Annotated in this window: 21 protein-coding genes; 7 read left to right on the forward strand and 14 right to left on the reverse strand. The window is 61.4% G+C overall.

Going from position 1 to position 20,910, the window contains the following annotated elements:
• Positions 1–41 precede the first annotated feature (41 nt).
• From V7S54_RS22735 to V7S54_RS22750, 4 genes are read right to left on the reverse strand one after another with little or no spacing between them, the layout of a single operon-like run.
• Positions 42–605 carry a GNAT family N-acetyltransferase gene (locus V7S54_RS22735; RefSeq protein ID WP_336408819.1) on the reverse strand — a complete coding sequence of 188 codons (564 nt, stop codon included), beginning with the start codon at positions 603–605 and terminating at the stop codon, positions 42–44.
• Between the two features lie 10 nt (positions 606–615).
• Positions 616–1,803 carry a M20 aminoacylase family protein gene (locus V7S54_RS22740; protein WP_336408820.1) on the reverse strand — a complete coding sequence of 396 codons (1,188 nt, stop codon included), beginning with the start codon at positions 1,801–1,803 and terminating at the stop codon, positions 616–618.
• Positions 1,804–1,825: 22 nt separating this feature from the next.
• The gene (locus V7S54_RS22745) at positions 1,826–3,175 is read right to left on the reverse strand and encodes an LLM class flavin-dependent oxidoreductase (protein WP_336408821.1); all 1,350 of its coding nucleotides are present in this window, start codon (positions 3,173–3,175) and stop codon (positions 1,826–1,828) included.
• Between the two features lie 21 nt (positions 3,176–3,196).
• The gene (locus V7S54_RS22750) at positions 3,197–4,192 is read right to left on the reverse strand and encodes an MsnO8 family LLM class oxidoreductase (protein WP_336408822.1); all 996 of its coding nucleotides are present in this window, start codon (positions 4,190–4,192) and stop codon (positions 3,197–3,199) included.
• A gap of 251 nt (positions 4,193–4,443) precedes the next feature.
• Between V7S54_RS22750 and V7S54_RS22755 the strand changes: the two genes are divergently transcribed.
• The 3 genes from V7S54_RS22755 to V7S54_RS22765 all read left to right on the forward strand — a co-directional run bounded on the left by V7S54_RS22755 (position 4,444) and on the right by V7S54_RS22765 (position 7,049).
• A complete protein-coding gene (locus tag V7S54_RS22755) occupies positions 4,444–4,881 on the forward strand; it encodes a VOC family protein (RefSeq protein ID WP_336408823.1) in 438 nt (145 codons plus the stop codon).
• A gap of 471 nt (positions 4,882–5,352) precedes the next feature.
• Positions 5,353–5,496: a hypothetical protein gene (locus tag V7S54_RS22760; protein WP_176707599.1), complete on the forward strand. Its 144-nt coding sequence runs from the start codon at positions 5,353–5,355 to the stop codon at positions 5,494–5,496.
• Between the two features lie 512 nt (positions 5,497–6,008).
• Entirely contained in the window at positions 6,009–7,049 is a 1,041-nt protein-coding gene (locus V7S54_RS22765) for a fatty acid desaturase (protein WP_336408824.1), read from the forward strand.
• Here the strand turns inward: V7S54_RS22765 and V7S54_RS33285 are convergent.
• A complete protein-coding gene (locus V7S54_RS33285) occupies positions 7,011–7,373 on the reverse strand; it encodes a hypothetical protein (RefSeq protein WP_442892599.1) in 363 nt (120 codons plus the stop codon). The two genes, V7S54_RS22765 and V7S54_RS33285, sit on opposite strands and share 39 nt — an antisense overlap.
• Before the next feature lie 211 nt (positions 7,374–7,584).
• On the opposite strand from V7S54_RS33285, the gene V7S54_RS22775 reads away from it, so the two are divergent.
• The 4 genes from V7S54_RS22775 to V7S54_RS22790 all read left to right on the forward strand — a co-directional run bounded on the left by V7S54_RS22775 (position 7,585) and on the right by V7S54_RS22790 (position 10,684).
• On the forward strand, positions 7,585–8,205 hold the full coding sequence (locus V7S54_RS22775) for a hypothetical protein (RefSeq protein WP_336408825.1): 621 nt from the start codon (positions 7,585–7,587) through the stop codon (positions 8,203–8,205).
• Positions 8,206–8,517: 312 nt separating this feature from the next.
• Positions 8,518–9,504 (forward strand): NADH-quinone oxidoreductase subunit NuoH, encoded by a 987-nt coding sequence (nuoH, locus tag V7S54_RS22780; protein ID WP_336408826.1) that lies wholly within the window; start codon positions 8,518–8,520, stop codon positions 9,502–9,504.
• 131 nt (positions 9,505–9,635) lie between these two features.
• Entirely contained in the window at positions 9,636–10,202 is a 567-nt protein-coding gene (locus V7S54_RS22785) for an NADH-quinone oxidoreductase subunit I (RefSeq protein ID WP_336408827.1), read from the forward strand.
• A 41-nt stretch (positions 10,203–10,243) separates the two neighbouring features.
• Positions 10,244–10,684 (forward strand): CBS domain-containing protein, encoded by a 441-nt coding sequence (locus V7S54_RS22790; RefSeq protein ID WP_336408828.1) that lies wholly within the window; start codon positions 10,244–10,246, stop codon positions 10,682–10,684.
• Positions 10,685–10,742: 58 nt separating this feature from the next.
• On the opposite strand, the gene nuoG is transcribed toward V7S54_RS22790, so the two are convergent.
• The 9 genes from nuoG to V7S54_RS22835 all read right to left on the reverse strand — a co-directional run bounded on the left by nuoG (position 10,743) and on the right by V7S54_RS22835 (position 20,908).
• Positions 10,743–13,319, reverse strand: coding sequence for an NADH-quinone oxidoreductase subunit NuoG (gene nuoG / locus V7S54_RS22795; protein ID WP_336408829.1), 2,577 nt, complete (start codon positions 13,317–13,319; stop codon positions 10,743–10,745).
• Positions 13,320–13,347: 28 nt separating this feature from the next.
• Entirely contained in the window at positions 13,348–14,613 is a 1,266-nt protein-coding gene (nuoF, locus tag V7S54_RS22800; RefSeq protein WP_336408830.1) for an NADH-quinone oxidoreductase subunit NuoF, read from the reverse strand.
• Between the two features lie 4 nt (positions 14,614–14,617).
• Positions 14,618–15,130 carry an NADH-quinone oxidoreductase subunit NuoE gene (gene nuoE, locus V7S54_RS22805; RefSeq protein ID WP_336408831.1) on the reverse strand — a complete coding sequence of 171 codons (513 nt, stop codon included), beginning with the start codon at positions 15,128–15,130 and terminating at the stop codon, positions 14,618–14,620.
• 16 nt (positions 15,131–15,146) lie between these two features.
• Positions 15,147–16,361, reverse strand: a complete 1,215-nt coding sequence (gene nuoD, locus V7S54_RS22810) for an NADH dehydrogenase (quinone) subunit D (protein WP_336408832.1) — start codon at positions 16,359–16,361, stop codon at positions 15,147–15,149.
• 92 nt (positions 16,362–16,453) lie between these two features.
• Entirely contained in the window at positions 16,454–16,990 is a 537-nt protein-coding gene (locus V7S54_RS22815) for an NADH-quinone oxidoreductase subunit C (protein ID WP_065376027.1), read from the reverse strand.
• Positions 16,987–17,490: a NuoB/complex I 20 kDa subunit family protein gene (locus V7S54_RS22820; RefSeq protein WP_065376026.1), complete on the reverse strand. Its 504-nt coding sequence runs from the start codon at positions 17,488–17,490 to the stop codon at positions 16,987–16,989. Before V7S54_RS22820 ends, V7S54_RS22815 begins: the two co-directional genes overlap by 4 nt.
• Positions 17,478–17,843, reverse strand: coding sequence for an NADH-quinone oxidoreductase subunit A (locus V7S54_RS22825; RefSeq protein WP_058322069.1), 366 nt, complete (start codon positions 17,841–17,843; stop codon positions 17,478–17,480). The genes V7S54_RS22820 and V7S54_RS22825 overlap by 13 nt, the downstream gene beginning before the upstream one ends.
• A 153-nt stretch (positions 17,844–17,996) precedes the next feature.
• Entirely contained in the window at positions 17,997–19,436 is a 1,440-nt protein-coding gene (locus V7S54_RS22830; RefSeq protein ID WP_336408833.1) for an NADH-quinone oxidoreductase subunit N, read from the reverse strand.
• Positions 19,433–20,908 carry an NADH-quinone oxidoreductase subunit M gene (locus tag V7S54_RS22835; protein WP_336408834.1) on the reverse strand — a complete coding sequence of 492 codons (1,476 nt, stop codon included), beginning with the start codon at positions 20,906–20,908 and terminating at the stop codon, positions 19,433–19,435. Before V7S54_RS22835 ends, V7S54_RS22830 begins: the two co-directional genes overlap by 4 nt.
• Positions 20,909–20,910 lie beyond the last annotated feature (2 nt).

Consider the following 20,910-nt stretch of genomic DNA (forward strand, 5'->3'; position numbering starts at 1 on the left):
CGGTTGGGCGCCGTGCTCGCGACCGGCACGTGCGGTAACTGTCACGCATGGTTGACGGCCTGCGGCTGTGAGGGCGGCGCATCGCCAAGAAGTGCCAGCGAGGCGACGAGATGGGTGATGTGCTTCTCGAAGGGCAGCGTCTTGTAAACTTCCGGGTCGGCTTCGACGTCGAAGAGCGCGGCGTAGCCGTTGGTGAGATAGAGGCCGACCGCCTCCGGCTGCCTGAAGCCGGTGGTCAGATAGATCCGCGAATAGCCCTGGCGTGCCGCCTGCGCCTCGAGCTCGAAGAGCACCTTGCGCGCCAGACCCTGACGCCTGAGATCGGAACGGGTCCAGATGCGTTTGAACTCGGCGGTATGGTCGTCATAGTGCTTGAAGGCACCGCCGCCGATGGTTTCGCCGTTGCGGATGAGGAGCACGAAGTTGCCGTGCGGCGGGGCGAAGGCCTCCGCCGGATAGCGGTTCATTTCGGCCGCGGCCCCCTCTTCGCTGAAATAATTGCCGTAGCGGCTGTCATATTCCACGATCAGCTCGTCGATCAGCGGCTTGGCGCGCGGGTCGAGGGGCGTGGTGTAGAGAAACGTGTCGCTCATGTCTTTCGCCATCCCATGGTCGTCATGCGAGGAAGGTTTCCACCAGCCGGACCCAGTAGCGGGCGGCGGGTGCGATGATCGCGTCGTTGAAGTCGTATTGGGCGCTGTGAAGGGGAGCGCTGTCGCCGTTGCCGACGAAAGCGTAGTTGCCCGCCTTCTCCTCCAGGAGATAAGCGAAGTCCTCGCTGGCAGTGCGCGGCTTGAACTCGGCAATGACCGCTTCGGGACCGAAGGCCCTAAGCGCGACATTGCGGGCGAGATCCGTTTCGCGGTGGTGGTTGACGAGTGCCGGAAAGCCGAGCCTGTAGTCGACCTCGGCCCTTGCGCCAAAACTTTCGGCCTGTGCCCGTGCCAGCGCCTGCACACGCTCGCCGAGCAGGCGGCGAACCTCGCCATTGAAGGCACGCAGGGTCAGCCTCAAGGAAACGCTCTCGGGAATGACGTTCGACGCCTGGCCGCCATGGATGGAGCCGACAGTGACGACGGCCATGTCCTGCGGATCGACATTGCGTGAAACCAGGCTCTGAAGCGCCGTGATCAGCGATGCCGTCGCCAGCACTGGATCAACCGTCAGATGCGGCTCTGCTCCATGCCCGCCCTTGCCGACGACCGTGATGTTGGCCTGATCGACAGAGGCCATGGCCGGGCCAGCGACGAAGCCGAAACGGCCGGCCGGCACACCCGGCCAATTGTGCAGACCGAAGACGGCGTCCACAGGGAACCGCTCGAACAGGCCCTCCGACAGCATCTTGCGGGCGCCGGCGCCGATTTCCTCAGCGGGCTGGAAGATCAGCCGCAGCGTGCCATCGAAACGGCCCTCGGCGGCAAGAAAGCGCGCGGCGGCGAGCAGGATCGCCGTGTGCCCGTCATGGCCGCAGGCGTGCATGACGCCCTTATGCAGGCTGGCATAGGCAAGCCCGGTCGCCTCATCGATCGGCAGCGCGTCCATGTCCGCGCGAAGACCGATCGCCTTCCCGCCCTGTCCGCGCCGCAGCGTCGCGACGATGCCGGTTCCGGCGATGCCGCGGCTGACCTCATAACCCCAGGAGGCGAGCAGATCGGCGACGAGGCCGCTGGTGCGTTTCTCCTGAAAGGCGAGCTCCGGATGCTGGTGCAGGTCGCGGCGAACGGCGACGATCTCGTCGAGAAAGGCGGCAAGGCCACGCTCGACCGCGGCGGATCGCTGGGTGTCGGTGAGGATGAGGTTCATGAGTCCGCCTCCGACGAAGCCATCAGGCTCCGACTGCCCTTCCCCGTTCGACATCCGGTGTCGGCGCGGCATAGCGGCTTTCGCGATAGGGGAGCCCCAGATGATCGCGCAGCGTCTCGCCCACGAGCTCGCGCTTGAAGTAGCCTTTGCCTTCGAGGATGGGCAGAATATGCGCGGCAAAATCGGCAAGTCCCTCGGCGATCACCGGGAAACCGAGAATGAAGCCGTCGGCCGCATCCTCTTCGATCCAGCGGATGATCTCGTCGGCGATATGCTCGGCCGTGCCGATGAAGGCGGTCCTTGGCGTTGCGACGTCGAGCGCGATCTCGCGCAGGGTTGCACCTGTTTCGCGCGCCGTCTTCTTGATGCGGTCGGTCGTTGCCCGGAAGCTATTCTTGCCGATGTCGCCGATATCCGGAAACGGCGCGTCCAGGGGATAGGCGCTGAAGTCGTGGTGGTCGAAGAAGCGGCCAAGATAGAGAAGTGCCTCTTCGATCGTCACCAGATCGCGAATGGCACGGTACTTCGCCTCCGCTTCCTCGGCAGTCGCGCCGACGATCGGGCCGATGCCCGGGAAGATGCCGATCTCCGAGGTGCTGCGCCCTTGAGCCACCGCACTTTGCTTGACCTGCTTGTAGAAGACCTTCGCGTCCTCGATCGGCCCACCATTGGTGAAGACCGCATCGGCGTGTTTGCCGGCAAGCCGGACGCCGGAATCGGAGGCGCCTGCCTGGAAGACAACCGGTTGGCCCTGTCGCGAACGCTCGATGTTGAGCGGCCCCTCGATCCGGAAGAACCGTCCCTTGTGGTTGAGCCGGCGCAGCTTGGTCTTGTCGGCGTAAACGCCGGTTGCCCGGTTACGCACGAAGGCGTCGTCGTCCCAGCTATCCCAAAGCCCCTTGATGGCGTCGAGATATTCGTCGGCGATCTCGTAGCGCAATTCATGCTCGGGGTGTTCGCGCCCGTAGTTGCGGCCCGAACCTTCAAGCGGCGAGGTCACCGCGTTCCAGCCGGCCCGGCCGCCGCTGATGAGATCGAGCGAGGCGAACTGGCGGGCGACCGTGAACGGGTCGCTGTAGGAGGTCGAGACCGTGCCGACGAGACCGATCTTCGAGGTCGAGGCGGCGAGCGCCGACAGGATGGTCAAAGGTTCGAAACGGTTGAGGAAATGCGGGATCGACTGCTCGTTGATGTAGAGACCGTCGGCGACGAAGGCGAAGGCGATGCCGGCGGCTTCGGCCCTGCGCGCCGTTTCGACGAAAAAGCCGAAATTGACGCTGGCATCGGCCGGCCCGCTCGGGTGTTTCCAGGCGTTCATGTGCCCGCCCGGTCCCTGCAGCATGATGCCGAAAGTCACATTCTTCTTGGTCATGACAGTTCCTTCCCGGAATGATCAGGCGGCGAGAGACAGTCGTTCTCGTGCAATGAGTTCGATCGAGGCGAAGCGTTCGGAAGCAGCAACCGAAGGCGTATCGATGATGAATTCCTGGACGCCGTAGCGACGATGCAAGTCGTCGAGCTCCCGGCGCACCTGCCGCGGCGTGCCATGGAGAATGCTTGGGGTCTTTTCCTCGACACGGTAGTCGGTGACGCCGGCCTGGCGGGCGTATTCGGCTGCCTGCTCCTCGCTGCCGACATTGACGCTCTGGCCATTGCCGAAGAACACCTTGAAGATTTTCAGATCGGCAACGCGCTCGCGTGCCCGCTCTTCGCTCTCGGCAGCAAGAGCCGCCAGAGCCAGCAGCGGCCGCTCGCCGCCCGTGGCGCGCTCATAGGCTTCGAAGGTTTTTTTCAGATTGTCTGGATCGCCGTTGAGATGGCCGGCAAAGACGAGCTTCCAGCCCTTTTCGGCCGCCAGCAGGGCGCTGTCGACGCTTGCCCCCAGGAGGAAACGTTCCGGCGCAGCAGGCGGCAGTGGCGTCGCCAGCAACTCAGCGTCCGGTCCAGCCTGCGAAAGCAGATAGCGATTGAGATCGCTCAATTGCTCCGGGAAACTCGGCCGCAATGCCGGATCAATTCCGGCCTGCAGTGCCTTGGTGGAAAATGGAAAACCGCCAGGCGCCTTGCCCACACCGAGATCGACACGCGACGGGGCGAGGCTGGCGAGAAGATTGAAGGTCTCGGCGACCTTGTAGGCACTGTAGTGTTGCAGCATAACGCCGCCGGAACCAATGCGGATCTTCGACGTCTTCGCCAGCAGATAAGCGATCAAGGTTTCGGGCGCCGAGCTCGCAAGGCCGGCTATGTTATGGTGCTCCGCGACCCAGAAGCGATGGTAACCCCATTCCTCCGCCTTCACGGCAAGGTTGGCCGTCGCATGCAGGGCGTGTGTCGGCGTGCCTCCGGGATCGACGGGACTCTTGTCGAGAAGGCTGAGCAGATAGGACATGGGTTCTGAGTTCCGGCACGATTGACAATCTAACATCATTAAATACATATTTTTTATAGATTATAGGAATGACGTTCTCTTTCGCTGCCCAAAATAAGAAAAGTTGCCGCTTTCGTTGACGTCCCGAGAGGCGCCTTTCTCCAATCGTGGATCGGGCCCGGATGGCTGCCGATGTTCGGGGCGTCTCAAGCGTCCGTTGTTCGACGAGGCGACACCTTATAGATTGGAACGCCACCCTGGAGATTGGAAACATGGCGCTCAAGCGGATGGACAACGTAGGAATCGTCGTCGAAGACCTGGCAGCGGCGATTGATTTCTTTCGCGAGCTCGGCCTCGAGCTCGAAGGGCGGGCAACGATCGAAGGAGAATGGGCCGGACGCGTCACCGGACTGGGTGATCAGCATGTCGAGATTGCCATGATGCGCACACCGGACGGCCACAGCCGGCTCGAGCTCTCCCGTTTCCTCACGCCACCCGTGGTCGCAGATCACCGGAACGCCCCGGTCAACGCCCTGGGCTACCTCCGCGTCATGTTCGCCGTGGACGACATTGACGAGACCCTTGAAAGGCTCTTCAAGCGCGGCGCGCAGCTCGTAGGCGAAGTAGTCCAGTATAAGGACGCGTATCGGCTCTGCTACATCCGTGGACCTGACGGGCTTCTCATCGGACTCGCCCAAGAACTCAGCTGAGCGCAATACGAAGACAAATAGTAAAGAGTGGCCAATATCAGCGGGCGCGTCTGGGGCCGACCCGCCTGTTCAAGGAGAGAACAAGGGCCATTGCGTACGACCTTCAAATAGCACATGCTCTCATCTTCAGCAGCCATATTCAGGGCGCTGCTGCTTCGGGGCGTTAGTGTCCTGGCCCCAACGAAAGGAGGACCGAGTGTCTTCCGACCTTCACCTTCACAGTACCGCGCGCAATCTCGTCAACGTCAGCGGGTTTGGATACCGCGAACACGGTCGGCTTCAGCAAATTCGTAAAGATGAAACTACGTCCGCACTCCGTATCAAGCGGTTCAGTTCGGTAGCACGAGGCCCCAGGCTCTCCTGCCTACGTGGCGGAACATTTCGTCCTTGCTGAGTGGACCCAAAGGCACGGTCATGTCGCAGCATTGAAATTCTGCAACCCATAATCAACCGAAAATCCAGGAGGATCAGATGGCCAAAGGCCAAGTAAGAAGCAATCGCGAAGTTCGAAAGCCGAAAAAGGACAAGTCCGTGGCACCGGCCGCCGCCGCCACGCAGGGCAATCAGGTCAAGTTCGCCACGAGCGCGCCCAGCGTAGGCAAGAAGCAGAAATAGCTCTAGTGGAGCAGAGGCGACTTGCATGCCGCCTCTGCCAAAGCTGATGACGCCAAGGTTATCGGCTTATCGACGGCGAGCGGGGGGCAGGTTTGATTAAGGCGGTGGCTCTGTATGGAGCTTCCGTTTTCATCCGTTCGGCTACCTGATCCGGCCGGCACGCGCGGGGGTGCGTGGCGATCCCGGATTTGCTAGCTTTTCGAACGCCGCCCTGCAGGAGATAATTGCGGTCAACGCTATTGCATTGCGCATCCACTTCGTAGGATACGTTCCGGCACGCAGCGCCCGAAGGTTCAATGCTGCCAAGCTATGGCACCCTCCTGCGACATTCACCTTGCCACCAGAAGCGCACCCATGACGACATTTTGACCGACGAGGCCGAGCGCGATCGCCGTTATGCGGCGCGCATGGCTCGTCGGGCCTGACACTCTCCACCATTGCGCTTGAAACTCCGGCGCAAGCCATAGGCCTGGCAGGTTATTTGCGAGGCGAGGAAATACGGACCAGTTTTGATGAACACACATGTCTACTCACCGGCATCACTTGTAGAAAATGATGCCCGAGCGTGGTTGAAGATCCTCGCGAAATACCGTCAGCCCCGCATTGGGCGCAGCGCCTTGGAGCTTCTTGTCACAGTCGTGCCGTTCGCCGGCTTCTGGGCCATCGCCTATTTTGCCCTCGCGTATGGGTTCTGGTACGGGCTGATCGCAATCATTCCGGCCGCAGCCTTCCTCCTGCGCCTTTTTATGATCCAGCACGATTGCGGCCACGGTTCGTTCTTCGCCCGTCGCGGCCCCGACGATTGGACGGGTCGTGTCATCGGTGTGCTTACGTTGACGCCTTACGATTACTGGCGCCGGGCGCACGCCGCTCATCACGCCTCGGCTGGCAATCTGGACGAGCGGGGTACCGGCGACATCACCACGCTCACGATCTCGGAATACCGTGCACTTTCACCCGTGAAACGCCTGGGCTATCGCCTGTACCGGCACCCGCTTGTGATGTTCGGCATCGGCCCTGCCTGGCTCTTTCTCCTTAAGCAGCGTGTGCCTTTCGGGATGATGAAGGGGGGTGCCCTGCCCTGGGTCTCCACCATGGCGACGAACGCTGCGATCCTGATTTGCGCCGCCTTGGTGGCTTGGATGGTTGGGCTCCTGCCTTTCCTCTTGATCCACCTGCCGATCGTGCTCTTGGCGGGCGCCGCCGGCATCTGGCTCTTCTACGTGCAGCACCAGTTTGAGGAGACGCACTGGTCGGCCGGCGAGGATTGGCAGTTTCCCCAGGCAGCCCTCCACGGCGCATCCCACTATGACCTGCCGCTGGTGCTGAGATGGCTGACCGGCAATATCGGCATTCATCACGTGCATCACCTGTCGAGCAGGATCCCTTACTACAGATTGCCGGAAGTTCTGCGCGACCACCCCCAACTCGCGGATATCGGCCGCATCACTCTTTGGGAAAGCTTGCGCTGCGTCAGGCTCGTCCTGTGGGATGACAGCCGCCAGAGACTCGTTTCATTCCGCGATGCCGCCAATAAGGCCATTCACCCTTAACAGGTGGGTTCCGGCTTCGTTTGGGTGTTGGTCATACGCCAAGGAACCTGCGATGAGGCGACGTAGTCTGATCTGGCCGTTCTCGATCGAGCGGACATGTCGCTGGTCGACCCGCTCGTCACATGCAGGGCCTACATCCGGGAACTTCCGGCCAATACGCGCGAGGAACGCCGGCAGCACGCCTATTGTCGCCGGATAGACGGCTCCTATCTTGATCGTGCGCGCCGCCTCGCCGGCAACCGAGCGCGACGCCTCCATCGATAGTCCGACATCACCAATGATCCGGACCGCGCGGCCGGCATCCACGATCCAGATAGGGATCAATCCAAAAGCCGCATCGTCAATCTACAAATTACTGAATTAGCACGGCATCATACTTGACAATGGAACTCACCATTTCATAGAACGGGCTCGCTCCGAGACCGGGTCCCGATCGCGTTTCGGAGCAGCAAATCACAACAGTCCGAAGCATCGGACGTGCCCTGTTTCGGGGTGCGAATGCATTTGCGCGTTTTCTTGGGGGAGGATTTGGGAAATGGGTGTTTTGGATCTTTCTTTGTCGTCAACCCCGCACGTGGTCTCATACATCCGCACATCGCTACGGCTAATCCATTTCTCAGGATTGGTTCTCGGGCTCGGCGGCGCGGTGTTTCTTGATCTGATGTTGTCACGCTACCGTCGGATGATCGTCAGCGCCGAACTCGTCGAACATGTCGAATGGATCAGTCGGTTTATCGCAGCCGGACTGTTGCTGCTCTGGGCCTCGGGCTTGGGATTTCTCCTGCTATATCAAGTGACCGAACCCGAGAAGCTGCTGAACCCCAAGATCTGGGCCAAGGTGACGATCGTCAGCATCCTCACCATCAACGGCTTCGCCATCCATCGCTTCGTGATACCGTTCATCCGTCGCCAAACTGGCTCCGCGCTCCTCTCGGAAATCAGACCCGCCACGAAGACCGCTCTGATCGGATGCGGCGTGATTTCAATTGTCTCCTGGAGCGTGCCGGTCATCCTCGGCGCCGCGCCACAACTGAATTTTGTGGTGCCGTGCGAAGTGATACTCGGGGGATACGCACTGCTGCTAGCCCAGGGTTTTATAATCGCCACTCTCGTCATGCGCGACCGGCGCGACAGGTGTGCCAGCATCAGCGCCTGAAACAAAAGAATCCAAGGGCTTCGGCTAAACCTAGCTTCGACTTTGTTGCCTCGGTGCGGCGATGTCCGCGCGAGAACTCGAGCGAGGCCCCTCGAGCACCTACGCTCTCTGATCTTTCGAGCCACCGAGAGCTGCATGCTTGCTCGTCGCTGATCTTGTCATTCGCCGTCAAGCGCAGAGCTGGAAGCAGCAGCTTGTCCACAGCCGCCGTTTCGTGAGAGAATCGAGAAATCGGAAGTACCGAAGCGCTCAACGGGTAAGCTCGGCCAAGTCCAGTCGTGTTTCAGCCTGTTGACTAGTAGGCCGCGGAACATGGAACTTCTCATCGCTCTTGGCGTGATCGCCATCAAGATCGCGTTGCTGATCGCAATGCTGCTTCTGCTGCCTTTGCCGCTGACCTGGCTGGAACGCAAGATTGCCGGCCATATGCAGCAGCGGATGGGTCCCATGCGCGTGGGGTGGCACGGGCTGCTGCAGCCGGTGGCGGACGGTATCAAACTCCTGACGAAAGAGGACCACATCCCTGCAGAGGCTGACCGCTTCCTGTTTAAGCTGGCGCCGATCCTGGCGCTCGCTCCGCCCTTTGTCGTATTCGTCGCGGTCCCCTTCGGGGAGACCGTTTCAGTGCTCAATGCCGAGATCACGCTCTACGTTTCCAACCTGAACGTGGCATTGCTTTTCGTCTTCGCCGTGATCGGGTTGGAGGTCTATGGCGTCATCTTCGGCGGCTGGGCCGCCAACAGCAAATACGCGGTTCTAGGCAGTCTCAGGACCTGCGCGCAGATGATCAGCTACGAGATCCCCATGGGTTTCGCGGTCATCGGCGTCGTCATGCTGGCACAGTCGATGAGCCTCGTGGACATCGTGCGCGCCCAGAGCGATCTCTGGAACATCGTCTATCAACCGATCGGGTTCTTCGTCTTCTTCGTCGCGGGCTTGGCCGAAGCGCAGCGCATTCCCTTCGACCTGGCCGAGGCGGAAGGGGATCTCGGCGCCGGGTTCCACACCGAGTACAGCGGGATCCGTTTCGCGCTCTTCATGGTCAGCGAATACGTCATCGTGCTCTTGGTATCGGTCCTCTCCGTCATCCTGTTTTTCGGCGGCTGGAACGGTATTCTGCTTCCGCTGCCACCGCTTCTCTGGTTTGCGCTCAAGGTGGCATTCTTCATTTATGTTTTTATGTGGTTCCGCTTCACCCTACCCCGCTATCGCTATGATCAACTGATGGCGATCGGATGGAAGGTCTTGCTTCCTTTGTCGATGGCGAACATAATTATCACTGGTATTGCTTTCACTTAGGGGCCATGGCGGCTCCTCCGCGTGCGTTCCTAGATCGATGTCGATCTGAGGAAGGTACGTGCAGCGATCGAAGGGACTACAGCGACCTCCTGCGTCGGAATAAACGCACGTCGCTGTAGAACGGCGCGACGATGTCACGCGTAGTCGACAGAGCTGGAACATGGATCGGCTGGGCGCTTTTTGCCGATCTGCTAAGCGCCTTTACGCTGACCTTTGGCTATATGTTCTCCAAGCCGGTGACCATGCAGTATCCGGACAAGGAGAAATGGCTCCCCTACTCGCGCTATCGCGGACATCACTTCCTCAAACGGGACGAAGAGGGCGAAATCAAATGCGTGGCGTGCGAACTCTGCGCTCGCATCTGCCCCTGCGATTGCATCGAAGTCGTTCCTTATGAGGACGATAAGGGCAACCGCCGCCCAGCAAAATTCGAGATCGACACGGCCCGGTGCCTGTTCTGCGGCCTGTGCGAGGACGCCTGCCCTGCGGACGCCATCGCACTTGGCCAGCAGTATGAGTTCTCGAGTTTTTCGTCACGTGACCTGGTGATCGGACGTGACGATCTGCTTGGCAAACCTGGAAAGGCAATGACCGGCGGTGGCGTCGTCGCCGCACGCCTGAACACAGAACAGGACGTGCTGGTCGAGACGAGCGAGCCGCATGGCTATAACTGGTGGCGCAACATCCGGCGAACGTGAGCAGCAACGATCAAACCGGCGCGCGCAGATAGGAGGCTCAGATGCTTGTCGGTGAAATCGTGAAAGACAAGGGCGCTGGAGTGATCGCGGTCGCTCCCGACCAGACGATGGTGGAGATCCTGCGGCTCTTTCGTGACAACAATATCGGCTTCGTGGTCGTCAGCCACGCGCCCGGAAGGTATATGGGCACGCTGTCGGAACGGGACTGCTGCAACGCACTTGCGGAATACGGGCCGGAGGCGGCGCTGATGCCGGTGGCCGACATCATGAACCGCAACGTGGCGATTTGCTCGGCTGTCGATGGGCTACCCCTGGTGATGTCGATCATGACCCAGAGACGGACACGTCACGTGCTGGTCATTGAGGAGGAGGCCATTGTGGGCGTCGTCAGCATCGGCGACGTGGTCAAGCATCGGCTTGACGAAGCGCAGCGCACGGAGCGGCATTTGCACGAATACATTGCCGGGGCCGGTTACCACTGATGGGGTTTCCTGCCGACCGGGTGGAGAGAATGCAGGGAACAGTGCCTCGCGCCCAACCTCACGCTCCACGCCAGATCCGGTTCGTGCCCTTGATTTCGTGGGCGGCTTGCACCTTTTGAACCTCGACCGGACACGGGTATTCACCCCGCTGCATCAAGCTGTTGAGGCGAAGAGACCGATAGTTTTCGGGAATAAAGACGAGACCCTTGGGAAACGGCTTCTCGACCTTGAGTTGCGCCGTCAGTTCGCCACGGGTTGAACGAACGACAACCTGAGCACCATCCGCAAGGCCAAGCTGCGCAGCATCCTCAGCGCTCATCGCGACATAAGGGTCGTTGGCGACCGTATTCAGAATCTCCGAGCGCTCCGAAAGATAGCCATTGTGGAACAGACAGTTGCCAGTGACGAGCATGAGCCCGTCGCTCGCCTGGAAACCAGCCGGCGGTGCATAGAAAGCGCCCAAGGATGGCGTCTGACCCGCCTTGGTGAAGGCACCGTCGGAGCCGAGCCCGGCCCACGTCAACGCCTGATAGGCCGGAAGCAGCCGGGCGATCTCATCGAAAATCTCGACGTGCGTCGAATGCTGCAATGTTTGGCCGCGCAAAGCTGCGACAAAATCGAAGATCGCGAGATTGCCTCGCGCCTCGAAGACCGGTTCCCGGAACTTGCGGACCTGCTGGACGCGACCCTCGTTGTTGGTAAAGCTGCCGTGCTCTTCACCGTAGCCCGCCGCTGGCAGAACGACCTCAGCCAGTGCGGCCGTCTCTGTCAGGAAGCTGTCCTGCACGATCAGCAGATCAGCGGCGCCAAGGGCCCGCGTCATGAACTCCCTGTCCGGATAGGCGATCAGGGGGTCGGTTCCGACAAGATAAAGGGCGCCCATCTGCCCAGCGACGCACAGATCCAGCATCGCGTCGAGATCGGAACCCGGCTCGTGGGGGATTTCGGTGTCCCAGTCCCGGGCAAGAGCGCTGCGCACCGTATCGTCGGCGACCGCCTGCTGGCCCGGGAAGGCGCCCGCCAAAGCCCCCATATCCCACGCGCCCATCTGGTTGGCGCGGTCGAAAAGGATCTGCAATGCTGGGGTCTTGCCGAGGAGGCGGAGCAGTTGCAGCAGGTTGTTGAGCTGGTGCAACGCCACCCGAGCTTCGGTCGATCTCAGGAGGTCAACACCGACGAGCACGGCGACGGTGCTACCTTCGTTGAGCGCGGCGGCCAGACGATCCGGTCCGTCGCTGCCATTGCGAGCCGCCGGGCCGCCGATTGTCGCTCCGATCTCTGCAAGAACGTCACCCGACAGTTTCTCGCGGGCTGCCACCGCAAGTGCGGCGACAACGGACGCAAGGCTCGTTGCCTCGCCACCGGGCGGTATGCGAACCACAGCCTCCGCATCGGCGTCGAGACGGGACGGTCGCGTTGTGAGCATGAGCAGTCGGGTGCCGCGCCGCCGGGCGGCATCCCGCAGCAGATATTCTGTGACCGGGTTCTCCTCGGTCACGTTGCCACCGATGACAAGCACGCGGTCGACGCCGAGCACCTCCTGCAGCGGCGCACGCGTGTAGCTCGCCATCAGAGGGGCGAGCGCATCGAAGGGCGTAGACCAACGCGACGAGCAGTCGATGTTGTTGGTCCGGAAGACCGTACGCATGAGCTTCTGGAACTGATAGAGCACCTCGTTGGGCAGGCGCGGCGAGACAACGCCGCCAGAAGCCTTGCTTTCGACCGCCGCCAGCCGCCGGCGCAGATAGTCTCCCGCCTCGTCCCAGGAAACCGGAACCAGCGCGCCATCGCGGCGGATCATCGGTCGTTTGATCCGGTCGTGGCCTTCGATGAAGTCAAGGCCGAACCGGCCGCGTGCGCATAGCGTTTCGCGGTTGACGCCGTGTTCCTCCTTGGATCGGACCCGCATGAACTCGCCCTTGCGCGCGCCGACCGTCAGCTGACATCCGGTGCCGCAATGCGGGCAGACCGTGTCGACCTCGGCGAGGTCCCAGGGCCGCGCCTTGTAGCGATAGGGAAAGCTCATCAGCGCGCCGACCGGACAGACTTCGATGCAGTTGCCGCATTGGTCGCAACTGGCGAGACTGCCCTCGAAGCCGGTGACGGCCGTATCCATGCCCTTCTCGACGGTGCCGAGAGCGACCGCGCCGACGACCTCTTCGCACATCCGCACGCAGCGCTGGCACTGGATACAGCGGTTGACGTTCATGATGACGACGGGGCTGAGGCGAATGTCGCGGGAATGGAACACACGCTTGGGATCATGAAAGCGGCTTCTCCCCGGACCATAGGCCATCACCATGTCCTGAAGCTCACATTCGCCACCCTTGTCGCAGATCGGACAGTCGAGCGGGTGGTTGGCGAGCAGCATGTCCAGCATGGAAGAACGCGTTTCATCAATCAGCGGCGTGTCCGTTCGCACGACCATGCCTTCAGTGACGGCTGTGGCGCAGGACGGCTGTAGCCGCCGCAGCCCCTCTATCTCGATGAGACACATGCGGCAGGAGGCAAGCGGCGGCAGGCGCTTCAGGTAGCAGAAGGTCGGAATTTCGATGCCCAATCGCTGGGCGGCCTGCAACACAGTCGAGCCGGCCTCGACGTCCAGTGTTTGCCCATTGATCGTAACGCTCACCATGACCTACTCGCCCGCGCTAGAGCGCTCCTCAGTGGAACGGACACTTCCGCTCCTCGATATGGGCGACGAACTCCTCGCGGAAATGCGCCAGCGAGGCCCGCAATCCCATCGCCGCACCGTCACCCAAAGCACAAAACGTATTGCCGAAAATGCCTTTGCAGAGCATATCCAACTGCTCCATGTCGCCGGGGGCGCCCTCGCCCGCTTCGATCCGGCGCAGTACTTTCACAACCCAGTTCAACCCCTCGCGGCAGGGTGTGCACTTGCCGCAGGACTCGTGGTGAAAGAACTCGATGATGCGGGTGGCGACCTTGACCATGCAGGTCGTGTCGTCGACGACGATCACCCCGGCCGAGCCCAGCATCGTGCCGGCGGCAGCAAGCGAGTCAAAGTCCATCCCGACGTCCAGCCCCGGCTCAGGGATCACCGGCGCGGAAACACCACCCGGGATCACCGCCTTGATCTTGCGACCGGCCGGCGGCCCGCCGGCATGGTCCTCGACGAGTTCGCGAAGCGGAATTCCCATCGGCAGTTCGTAAAGCCCGGGTTTGCGCACCTGCCCGCTGACGCAATAGAGCTTCGGTCCGGGGCTCTTCTCCGGTCCGATGCTGCGGAACCAATCGGCGCCCCGCGCCACGATATGCGGCACGCAGACCAGCGTCTCGACATTGTTGATGACGGTCGGGCTGGCATAAAGCCCCGCAACCGCCGGGAATGGCGGCTTCAGGCGCGGCTGAGCCCTCTTGCCCTCGAGCGAGTCGAGCATCGCGGTCTCCTCGCCGCAGATATAGGCGCCGGCGCCGCAATGGACATGCACGACGAAATTGAAATCGGAGCCCAGTATCCTCGCTCCGAGATAACCCTTGGCCTTGGCCTCCGCGATCGCCTGTTCCAACCTTCGGATTGCCAGCACATACTCTCCGCGAATGTAAACATAGGCGACCTCGGCCCCGATCGCGTAGGCACTGATCGCCATGCCCTCGATCAGTTGGTGCGGGTCACGCTCCATGACGATACGGTCCTTGAAGGTGCCGGGCTCCCCTTCGTCGGCGTTGCAGCAGAGATATTTCGGTTTGTCGGCCCGCTTCGGCACGAAACTCCACTTCATGCCCGTTGGAAACCCGGCTCCGCCGCGGCCGCGCAGGTTCGATCGCTTGACGAGCTCGACGATCTCGTCGGGCGTGTATTCCTTGAGGGCTTTGGCAAGCCCTCGATAGCCACCGCCGGACTCATAGGTGGAGAGGAGATGTCCATCCGGCACGTGCACGTTCTTCAGAAGAACCGGTTCGTACATGGCGCTATTCCCCCGGTGGTTCGGCGGCCGCAAGATCGGCGCCGGTCGTCTCGAGCACCGTCGTGCGCAGCCTGGCGAGGAGCGCATCGATCCGCTCGATGTCGAGGTTGCCGTGATAGTCGTCGCCGACCTGCATCACCGGCGCCATCTCGCAGGCGCCGAGGCATTCGACAGTCGACAGTGTGAACAGGCCATCTTCGGTCGTACCACCCCTCTTGATCCTAAGGGCTTCCTCCAGATGCGTCAGCAGATCCTCGGATCGCCGCAGCATGCAGGAGACGTTGTCGCAGAGCTGCAGATGGAACGTCCCCACCGGCTCGGTATGGAAAAGCGTATAGAAGGTCGCCAGCTCGTAGACCCAGATCCGCTCAACGCCGAGGATTTCGGCGACCTCTTCCAGCACCGGCCCGGGCAGGTGGCCATGTTCCCTTTGTGCGATCAGAAGCGCGGGCATGATTGCCGAGCGCTGGTCGGGGTACCGCGCTGCCGCCTGTTCGATCTTTTCGCGCATCGTCATCACGTTCAAATCCCTGCTACTTGTCCACCTCCGCCATCACAGGATCTAGGCTGCCGAGCACCGCAATCATGTCCGCCAGATAGCGGGCGTTCGTGACGCCGAAGACCGCCTGGAGGTTGACGAACGAGGGTGCCCTGACCTTCATGCGGAACGGTTTCGGTGACCCGTCGCTGATGATGTAGAAGCCCAGCTCGCCCTTGGGTGCCTCGATTGCCGAATAGACCTCGCCCTTCGGCACGTTGAAGCCATAGGCCGACAGGTCGAAATGCTGGATCAAAGCCTCCATCGAGCAATGCACGCGCTCCTTGTCGACGGGGAAGGCGATCGTCGGCATGTCGACCTGGAACGCCCCCTCTGGCATCTGGTCGATGCATTGCTCGATGATCCGCATGCTTTCACGCATCTCATCGACACGGCACCGCCAACGCGCATAACAATCGCCCTCGGTGCGGATGATGACATTGAAATCGAGCCGGTCGTAGATCTCGTAAGGCTCGTCTCGGCGGATGTCCCAATCGACGCCGGAGGCCCGCAGGTTCGGACCGCTCAGTCCAAGATCAATGGCGTCCTCGGCAGAGATCACGCCAATCCCCTGGGTGCGTTTCAGGAACACCCGGTTGTCTTCGAGCAGCCGCTCATAGTCACGGATCCGGTTCGGGAAGATGTCGCAGAACTCCCGGATCTTCGGGAAGAATCCATCAGGAAGGTCCTCGCGCACACCACCAACCCGGCAGAAAGAAGTGTGCATACGCGCACCGGTGACCATTTCCATGAGATCCATGATCATTTCACGCTCGCGCATGACGTAAAGCAGCGCGGTCATGGCGCCGAGATCCATCGGCAGCGCGCCGGTGATCAGCAGATGGCCGGAGATACGCGCGAGTTCCGCCATCATCACGCGGATATATTGCGCCCGCACCGGGGCTTCGATGCCCAGGAGCTTTTCCACTGCCAGGGCGAAGGCCAGGTTGTTCGAAGGAGGGCAGAGATAGTCGAGCCGGTCGGTCAGCGGGAAGATCTGCGTATAGGTGAAGCTTTCCGCCAGTTTCTCGGTGCCGCGATGCAGGTAGCCGATATGTGGGTCCACGCGCTTGACATATTCGCCGTCCAGTTCGAGGACGAGCCGAAGGACCCCATGGGTGCTGGGGTGCTGGGGCCCGAGGTTGAGAAGCACTTCCTTGCTGTTGAGCGCTTCGCCTTCTGGCCGCGTAAGCTCGGTGACTTCGGTCATCTCAACTCTCCGGCGTCGATCGGTCTCCGTAGTTCATGATGATTTCGGATCGGTCCGAGCGGAAAACCGCCCGCACCAGTCCTTCTCCCTCCCTATGGAATCTCCCGCGTGGCGAGGTCGGGCTGTGTCGGCGGCGGACCTTCGGCACCAAACGGGTTCAGCTTGTCCTTGTACCCCCTGAGCGGGAAATCCTTGCGCTGAGGAAAGCCCTCGAAGCCCTCCCACATGTAGATCCGGCGCAAATCGGGATGCCCCTGGAACCGGATGCCATACATGTCCCAGGCTTCGCGCTCGTGCCAGTTGGCGGTGCGCCAGACCGCGGTGACCGAGGGGACCTCGGGCGGGTCGCCAAGCCGACACTTGATGCGGACCCGCCAGCGATTGGGCAGCGAATAGAGATGGTACACCGCCTCGAAGCGCGGCGTTTCGGGATAGTGGTCGACCCCGCAGATGTCGGAAAGGAAATTGAACCTGAGCTCCGGATCGTCTTTCAGGAACCGGCAGAACTCGACGATCTTTTCGGGCGGAACAACAAAGACATCGATGCCATGTGCAGTGCCGAGATCCTCGATCGTTTCCCCGAAGCGCTCCAGGATCGGAGCGCGGTTGAGAGAGGGCTCGACACTCATGATGCCGCAGCCCGATCGAGAGGCGTGCCGGCGAGTGCGCGGGACCTCTTGATCTTTTCTTGCAGCAGCAGGAAGCCATGCATCAGCGCCTCGGGCCGCGGTGGGCATCCGGGGACGTGCACGTCAACCGGAACGAAGGTCTCAGACCCTTGCACCACGGCATAGGTGTTGTAGACGCCGCCCGATATGGCGCAGGTACCCATGGCGATCACCCAGCGCGGCTCCGGCATCTGGTCGTAGAGTCGGCGCACGACGGGCGCGAACTTCCGGGTCACGGTGCCGGCGATGATCATCACATCGGACTGCCGCGGCGAAGGGCGAAACACCACGCCGAACCGGTCGAGATCGTAACGTGCGCAACCGGCCGAGATCATTTCGATGGCACAGCAGGCGATACCGAAGGTCTCGGGCCACAGGGCCGACCTTCGGCTCCAATTGATGACGCTCTCGGCCGTGGTGAACAGCACGCTGTCCTGGATCGTGTTTCCTACTCCTCCCATTCCAGCGCTCCCTTCAGCCAGGCGTAGGCGAAGCCCACGAGAAGCAGGACGATGAAGACGAACATCTCAAGATAGCCGACGATGCCGATCTCTTTAAGGACGACCGCCCAGGGAAAGAGAAACATCGCCTCGACATCGAAGACGACCAGGAGGATCGCGAGGATGAAGAACTGCACCCTGAAGCGCCCCCCGGCGGCTTCGCCTGCCGGGTCCATGCCGCACTCATAGGGCATGTTCTTTTCGGGATAGGGATTGGACGGCCGCAAGAGCGACGAAACAAAAAGCGTCGCCCCCACCACCAGAACAATTCCGGCGATCATGAAAAGAACCGGGAGGAATTCCGCTGCAGACATATTGCGCAGCCCGGTCACCCGTCGGGGACGCTGCTCAAGCCGCGATCGGCTCCTTCGGGCCGGTAACGCGGTCGCCCCGGGAAGCGACTAAGGGCATTCCTTTCCTAAACCGCTAGTTTATTCCGTCGCATAGGCCAATGCAAATGCGATCGCTCAGCCGCCGAAAGCCGACTGCTGAGCGAGCTTCAGAAACCACGCAGGAAACAGTCCGATGCCGACCGTGCCGGCGGCGGTGACAGCGAGAGTGATGCCAACGAGAGGCGTCAGCGCCGGCTCGAACACCCGCTCCGGCTCGCGCATGAACATCACCATGACGATGCGGATGTAGAAATAGGCAGCGACAGCGCTCAAGAGCACTGCGATTACGGCCAAAAGGACGAAACCACGCTCGACGAGCGCGACCAGCACGTAGAACTTGGCGAAGAAGCCTGCCGTCGGCGGAATGCCCGCGAGCGAGAACAGATAGAGCAACATCAGTAGAGCCAGCCCCGGATGCAGCTTGGCGAAACCGGCATAGTCCTCGATAACCTCGCCCGAGAAATTGCCGTTTCGCATCATGATGACGGCGCCGAAGATGCCGAGATTCATGAAGGTGTAGATCAAGAGGTAGAGCATCACACTGGCGACCCCGTCGGCACCACCGGCCACGATGCCGAAAATGGCAAAGCCAGCATGGGCGATGCTGGAATAGGCGAGCAGACGCTTGAAATTATCCTGCACCAGCGCCACGAAACTGCCGAGCGCCATCGTCACGACCGCGATCACGGCTAATATGATCCAGACGTTGGAGCCTGCGACCAACGGATTGAGAAACACCCTGAGGATCACCGCAAAGCTCGCCGCCTTGGGCCCGACGGACATGAAGGCGGTAATCGTCGTCGGTGCGCCCTCATAGACATCCGGCACCCACATGTGGAACGGCACTGCGCCAACCTTGAAGACCAGCCCCGCGACGATGAAGACCACCGCCAAGAGCAAGCCCGGATCGAGCGGCTCATCGGTGACTGCCGCCGCCATCCGGTCCAGCTGCGTCGTACCGGTGAGGCCGTAGACCAGCGAGACTCCGTAAAGAAAAATCCCGGTCGAGACCGCACCGAGGATCACATATTTCAGCGCCGCCTCGTTCGACCGTCGTTCACGCCGCAGGAAACCGGTCAGCACGTAGGTGCAGAGCACCATCAGTTCGAGGCCGACATAGATCGAGAGGAGATCGGTCGCCGAGGCCATGATCATCATGCCGGAAAGCGCAAGGAGCAGCAGGACGTAGTATTCGCTGCCGCCGATCCCTTCGATGTCGGCATATTTTCGCGAGAGCAGGAACGTCAGAATGGTCGCCAGATAGAACACGGACTTGAAGAAGACAGAGAAGGGGTCGGCGACGAACATGCCCGCATAGGCCGGCTGCGCCCCATCCGACAGCGTGAATGTTGCCAGTGCGGCAAGCAGCACAACTGTGACCGAGGCCCAGACAATGACCGATTCCTGTCCCTTCGGCACGAACTGCCCGGCGATCAGCAGGATGCAGGCCCCCGTAACCACGATGATTTCGGGCAGGCTCGCGAGGATCGACGGAAGGAGCGCTGCGGCGGTCATGGGCCGTTCCCCTTGTCGTGCACCTGCTGCAAGAGATGCGTGACCGAGCTATCGATGATGGCGAGAAAGGGCTTTGGGTAGAGCCCGACCCAAAACACGAAGACGGCGAGCGGCAGGATCGCCGCCATCTCGCGGCCGTTGACATCGCGGACCTTGAAGCGCGTACCGACGCTCACCGGACCAAGCGCGACCTTCCGGTACATGCCGAGCAGGTAGGCCGCGCCCAGCAACGCGCCCAAAACGGCGGCCGCGCCAAGGCTGAGGTTGGCTGCAAACCCGCCCGACAGCACCAGCAGCTCACCCACGAACGAGTTCGTACCCGGCAGCGCCATCGAGGACAGCACGAACAGCGCCAGAAACCCGGTGTAGACAGGTGCGACCTTCATCAAGCCGCCATAGTCGGCGATGCTGCGGGTGTGGGTCCGCTCGTAGATCAGGCCGACGAACAGAAACAGGGCGCCGGTGGTCACGCCATGATTGAACATCTGAAGGATGCTGCCTTGGAGCCCGAGCGGGTTGAGGGCAAATATCCCAAGCGTCACGAAACCCATATGGCTGATGCTCGAATAGGCCACCAGCTTCTTCAGGTCGTCCTGTGCCAGCGCTAGCAGGCCGCCATAGACGATCGCGAGCGCCGAAAGCGCCATCATCAGGGTCGAATAATAGACCGAGGCCTCCGGCAGCATCGGCAGCGAGAACCTCAGGAAACCGTAGGCGCCCATCTTCAGGAGCACGCCGGCAAGGATGATGCTGCCCGCCGTCGGAGCCTGCACATGGGCGTCCGGCAGCCAGGTATGGAGCGGGACCATCGGCACCTTGACCGCGAATGCGACGAGGAAGGCAAAGAACAGCCACGACTGGACCTCGAACGGCAGGTCCTGCGCCATCAAAGCGAGGATGTCGAAGGTCCTGCCGCTCTGGAAGTACAGCACGATGACGCCGATCAGGAACAGGAGGCTGCCCGCCAAGGTGTAAAGGAAAAATTTGAAGGCCGCGTAGACCCGGCCTTCGCCGCCCCAGACACCGATGATCAGATACATCGGGATCAGCATCGCCTCCCAGAAGACGTAGAACAAGAATAGGTCGAGCGCGCAGAACACACCCAGCATCAGCGCCTGCATGCCGAGCAGACTGACCATGAATTCCTTCACCTTGCGGTCGATGGCGACCCAGGAGGCGAGCACTGAGATCCAGCCCAACAGGGCAGTGAGGAACACGAAGAGTGCGCTGATGCCATCGATGCCAAGCGCATAGGTAATGCCGAGCGCGGGCACCCACGGGTGCCTCTCGACGAACTGCATCTCATGGGTGGTGGTATCGAAACCGGCCAACATCGCGACAGCAAGCGCCAAGTCGAGCACGGTGAAAGCGAGCGCCGTCCACCGAACCACATTGTCGTTGCGCAGGACCATCAAGGCTGCTGCCCCGGCGGCGGGTATAAAGACGATGAGGCTGAGCAGCGGCAACGCCATCA

The sequence above is a fragment of the Ensifer sp. CCNWLY38 genome (assembly GCF_037120565.1).
In the GTDB taxonomy this organism is placed as follows: Bacteria; Pseudomonadota; Alphaproteobacteria; order Rhizobiales; family Rhizobiaceae; genus Ensifer; species Ensifer adhaerens_H.

Coding starts and splice junctions, on each gene's coding strand:
- V7S54_RS22735 (WP_336408819.1), bottom strand. CDS start 605: ATGGCGAAAGACATGAGCGACACGTTTCTCTACACCACGCCCCTCGAC.
- V7S54_RS22740 (WP_336408820.1), bottom strand. CDS start 1,803: ATGAACCTCATCCTCACCGACACCCAGCGATCCGCCGCGGTCGAGCGT.
- V7S54_RS22745 (WP_336408821.1), bottom strand. CDS start 3,175: ATGACCAAGAAGAATGTGACTTTCGGCATCATGCTGCAGGGACCGGGC.
- V7S54_RS22750 (WP_336408822.1), bottom strand. CDS start 4,192: ATGTCCTATCTGCTCAGCCTTCTCGACAAGAGTCCCGTCGATCCCGGA.
- V7S54_RS22755 (WP_336408823.1), top strand. CDS start 4,444: ATGGCGCTCAAGCGGATGGACAACGTAGGAATCGTCGTCGAAGACCTG.
- V7S54_RS22760 (WP_176707599.1), top strand. CDS start 5,353: ATGGCCAAAGGCCAAGTAAGAAGCAATCGCGAAGTTCGAAAGCCGAAA.
- V7S54_RS22765 (WP_336408824.1), top strand. CDS start 6,009: ATGAACACACATGTCTACTCACCGGCATCACTTGTAGAAAATGATGCC.
- V7S54_RS22775 (WP_336408825.1), top strand. CDS start 7,585: ATGGGTGTTTTGGATCTTTCTTTGTCGTCAACCCCGCACGTGGTCTCA.
- nuoH (WP_336408826.1), top strand. CDS start 8,518: ATGGAACTTCTCATCGCTCTTGGCGTGATCGCCATCAAGATCGCGTTG.
- V7S54_RS22785 (WP_336408827.1), top strand. CDS start 9,636: ATGTCACGCGTAGTCGACAGAGCTGGAACATGGATCGGCTGGGCGCTT.
- V7S54_RS22790 (WP_336408828.1), top strand. CDS start 10,244: ATGCTTGTCGGTGAAATCGTGAAAGACAAGGGCGCTGGAGTGATCGCG.
- nuoG (WP_336408829.1), bottom strand. CDS start 13,319: ATGGTGAGCGTTACGATCAATGGGCAAACACTGGACGTCGAGGCCGGC.
- nuoF (WP_336408830.1), bottom strand. CDS start 14,613: ATGTACGAACCGGTTCTTCTGAAGAACGTGCACGTGCCGGATGGACAT.
- nuoE (WP_336408831.1), bottom strand. CDS start 15,130: ATGACGATGCGCGAAAAGATCGAACAGGCGGCAGCGCGGTACCCCGAC.
- nuoD (WP_336408832.1), bottom strand. CDS start 16,361: ATGACCGAAGTCACCGAGCTTACGCGGCCAGAAGGCGAAGCGCTCAAC.
- V7S54_RS22815 (WP_065376027.1), bottom strand. CDS start 16,990: ATGAGTGTCGAGCCCTCTCTCAACCGCGCTCCGATCCTGGAGCGCTTC.
- V7S54_RS22820 (WP_065376026.1), bottom strand. CDS start 17,490: ATGGGAGGAGTAGGAAACACGATCCAGGACAGCGTGCTGTTCACCACG.
- V7S54_RS22825 (WP_058322069.1), bottom strand. CDS start 17,843: ATGTCTGCAGCGGAATTCCTCCCGGTTCTTTTCATGATCGCCGGAATT.
- V7S54_RS22830 (WP_336408833.1), bottom strand. CDS start 19,436: ATGACCGCCGCAGCGCTCCTTCCGTCGATCCTCGCGAGCCTGCCCGAA.
- V7S54_RS22835 (WP_336408834.1), bottom strand. CDS start 20,908: ATGGCGTTGCCGCTGCTCAGCCTCATCGTCTTTATACCCGCCGCCGGG.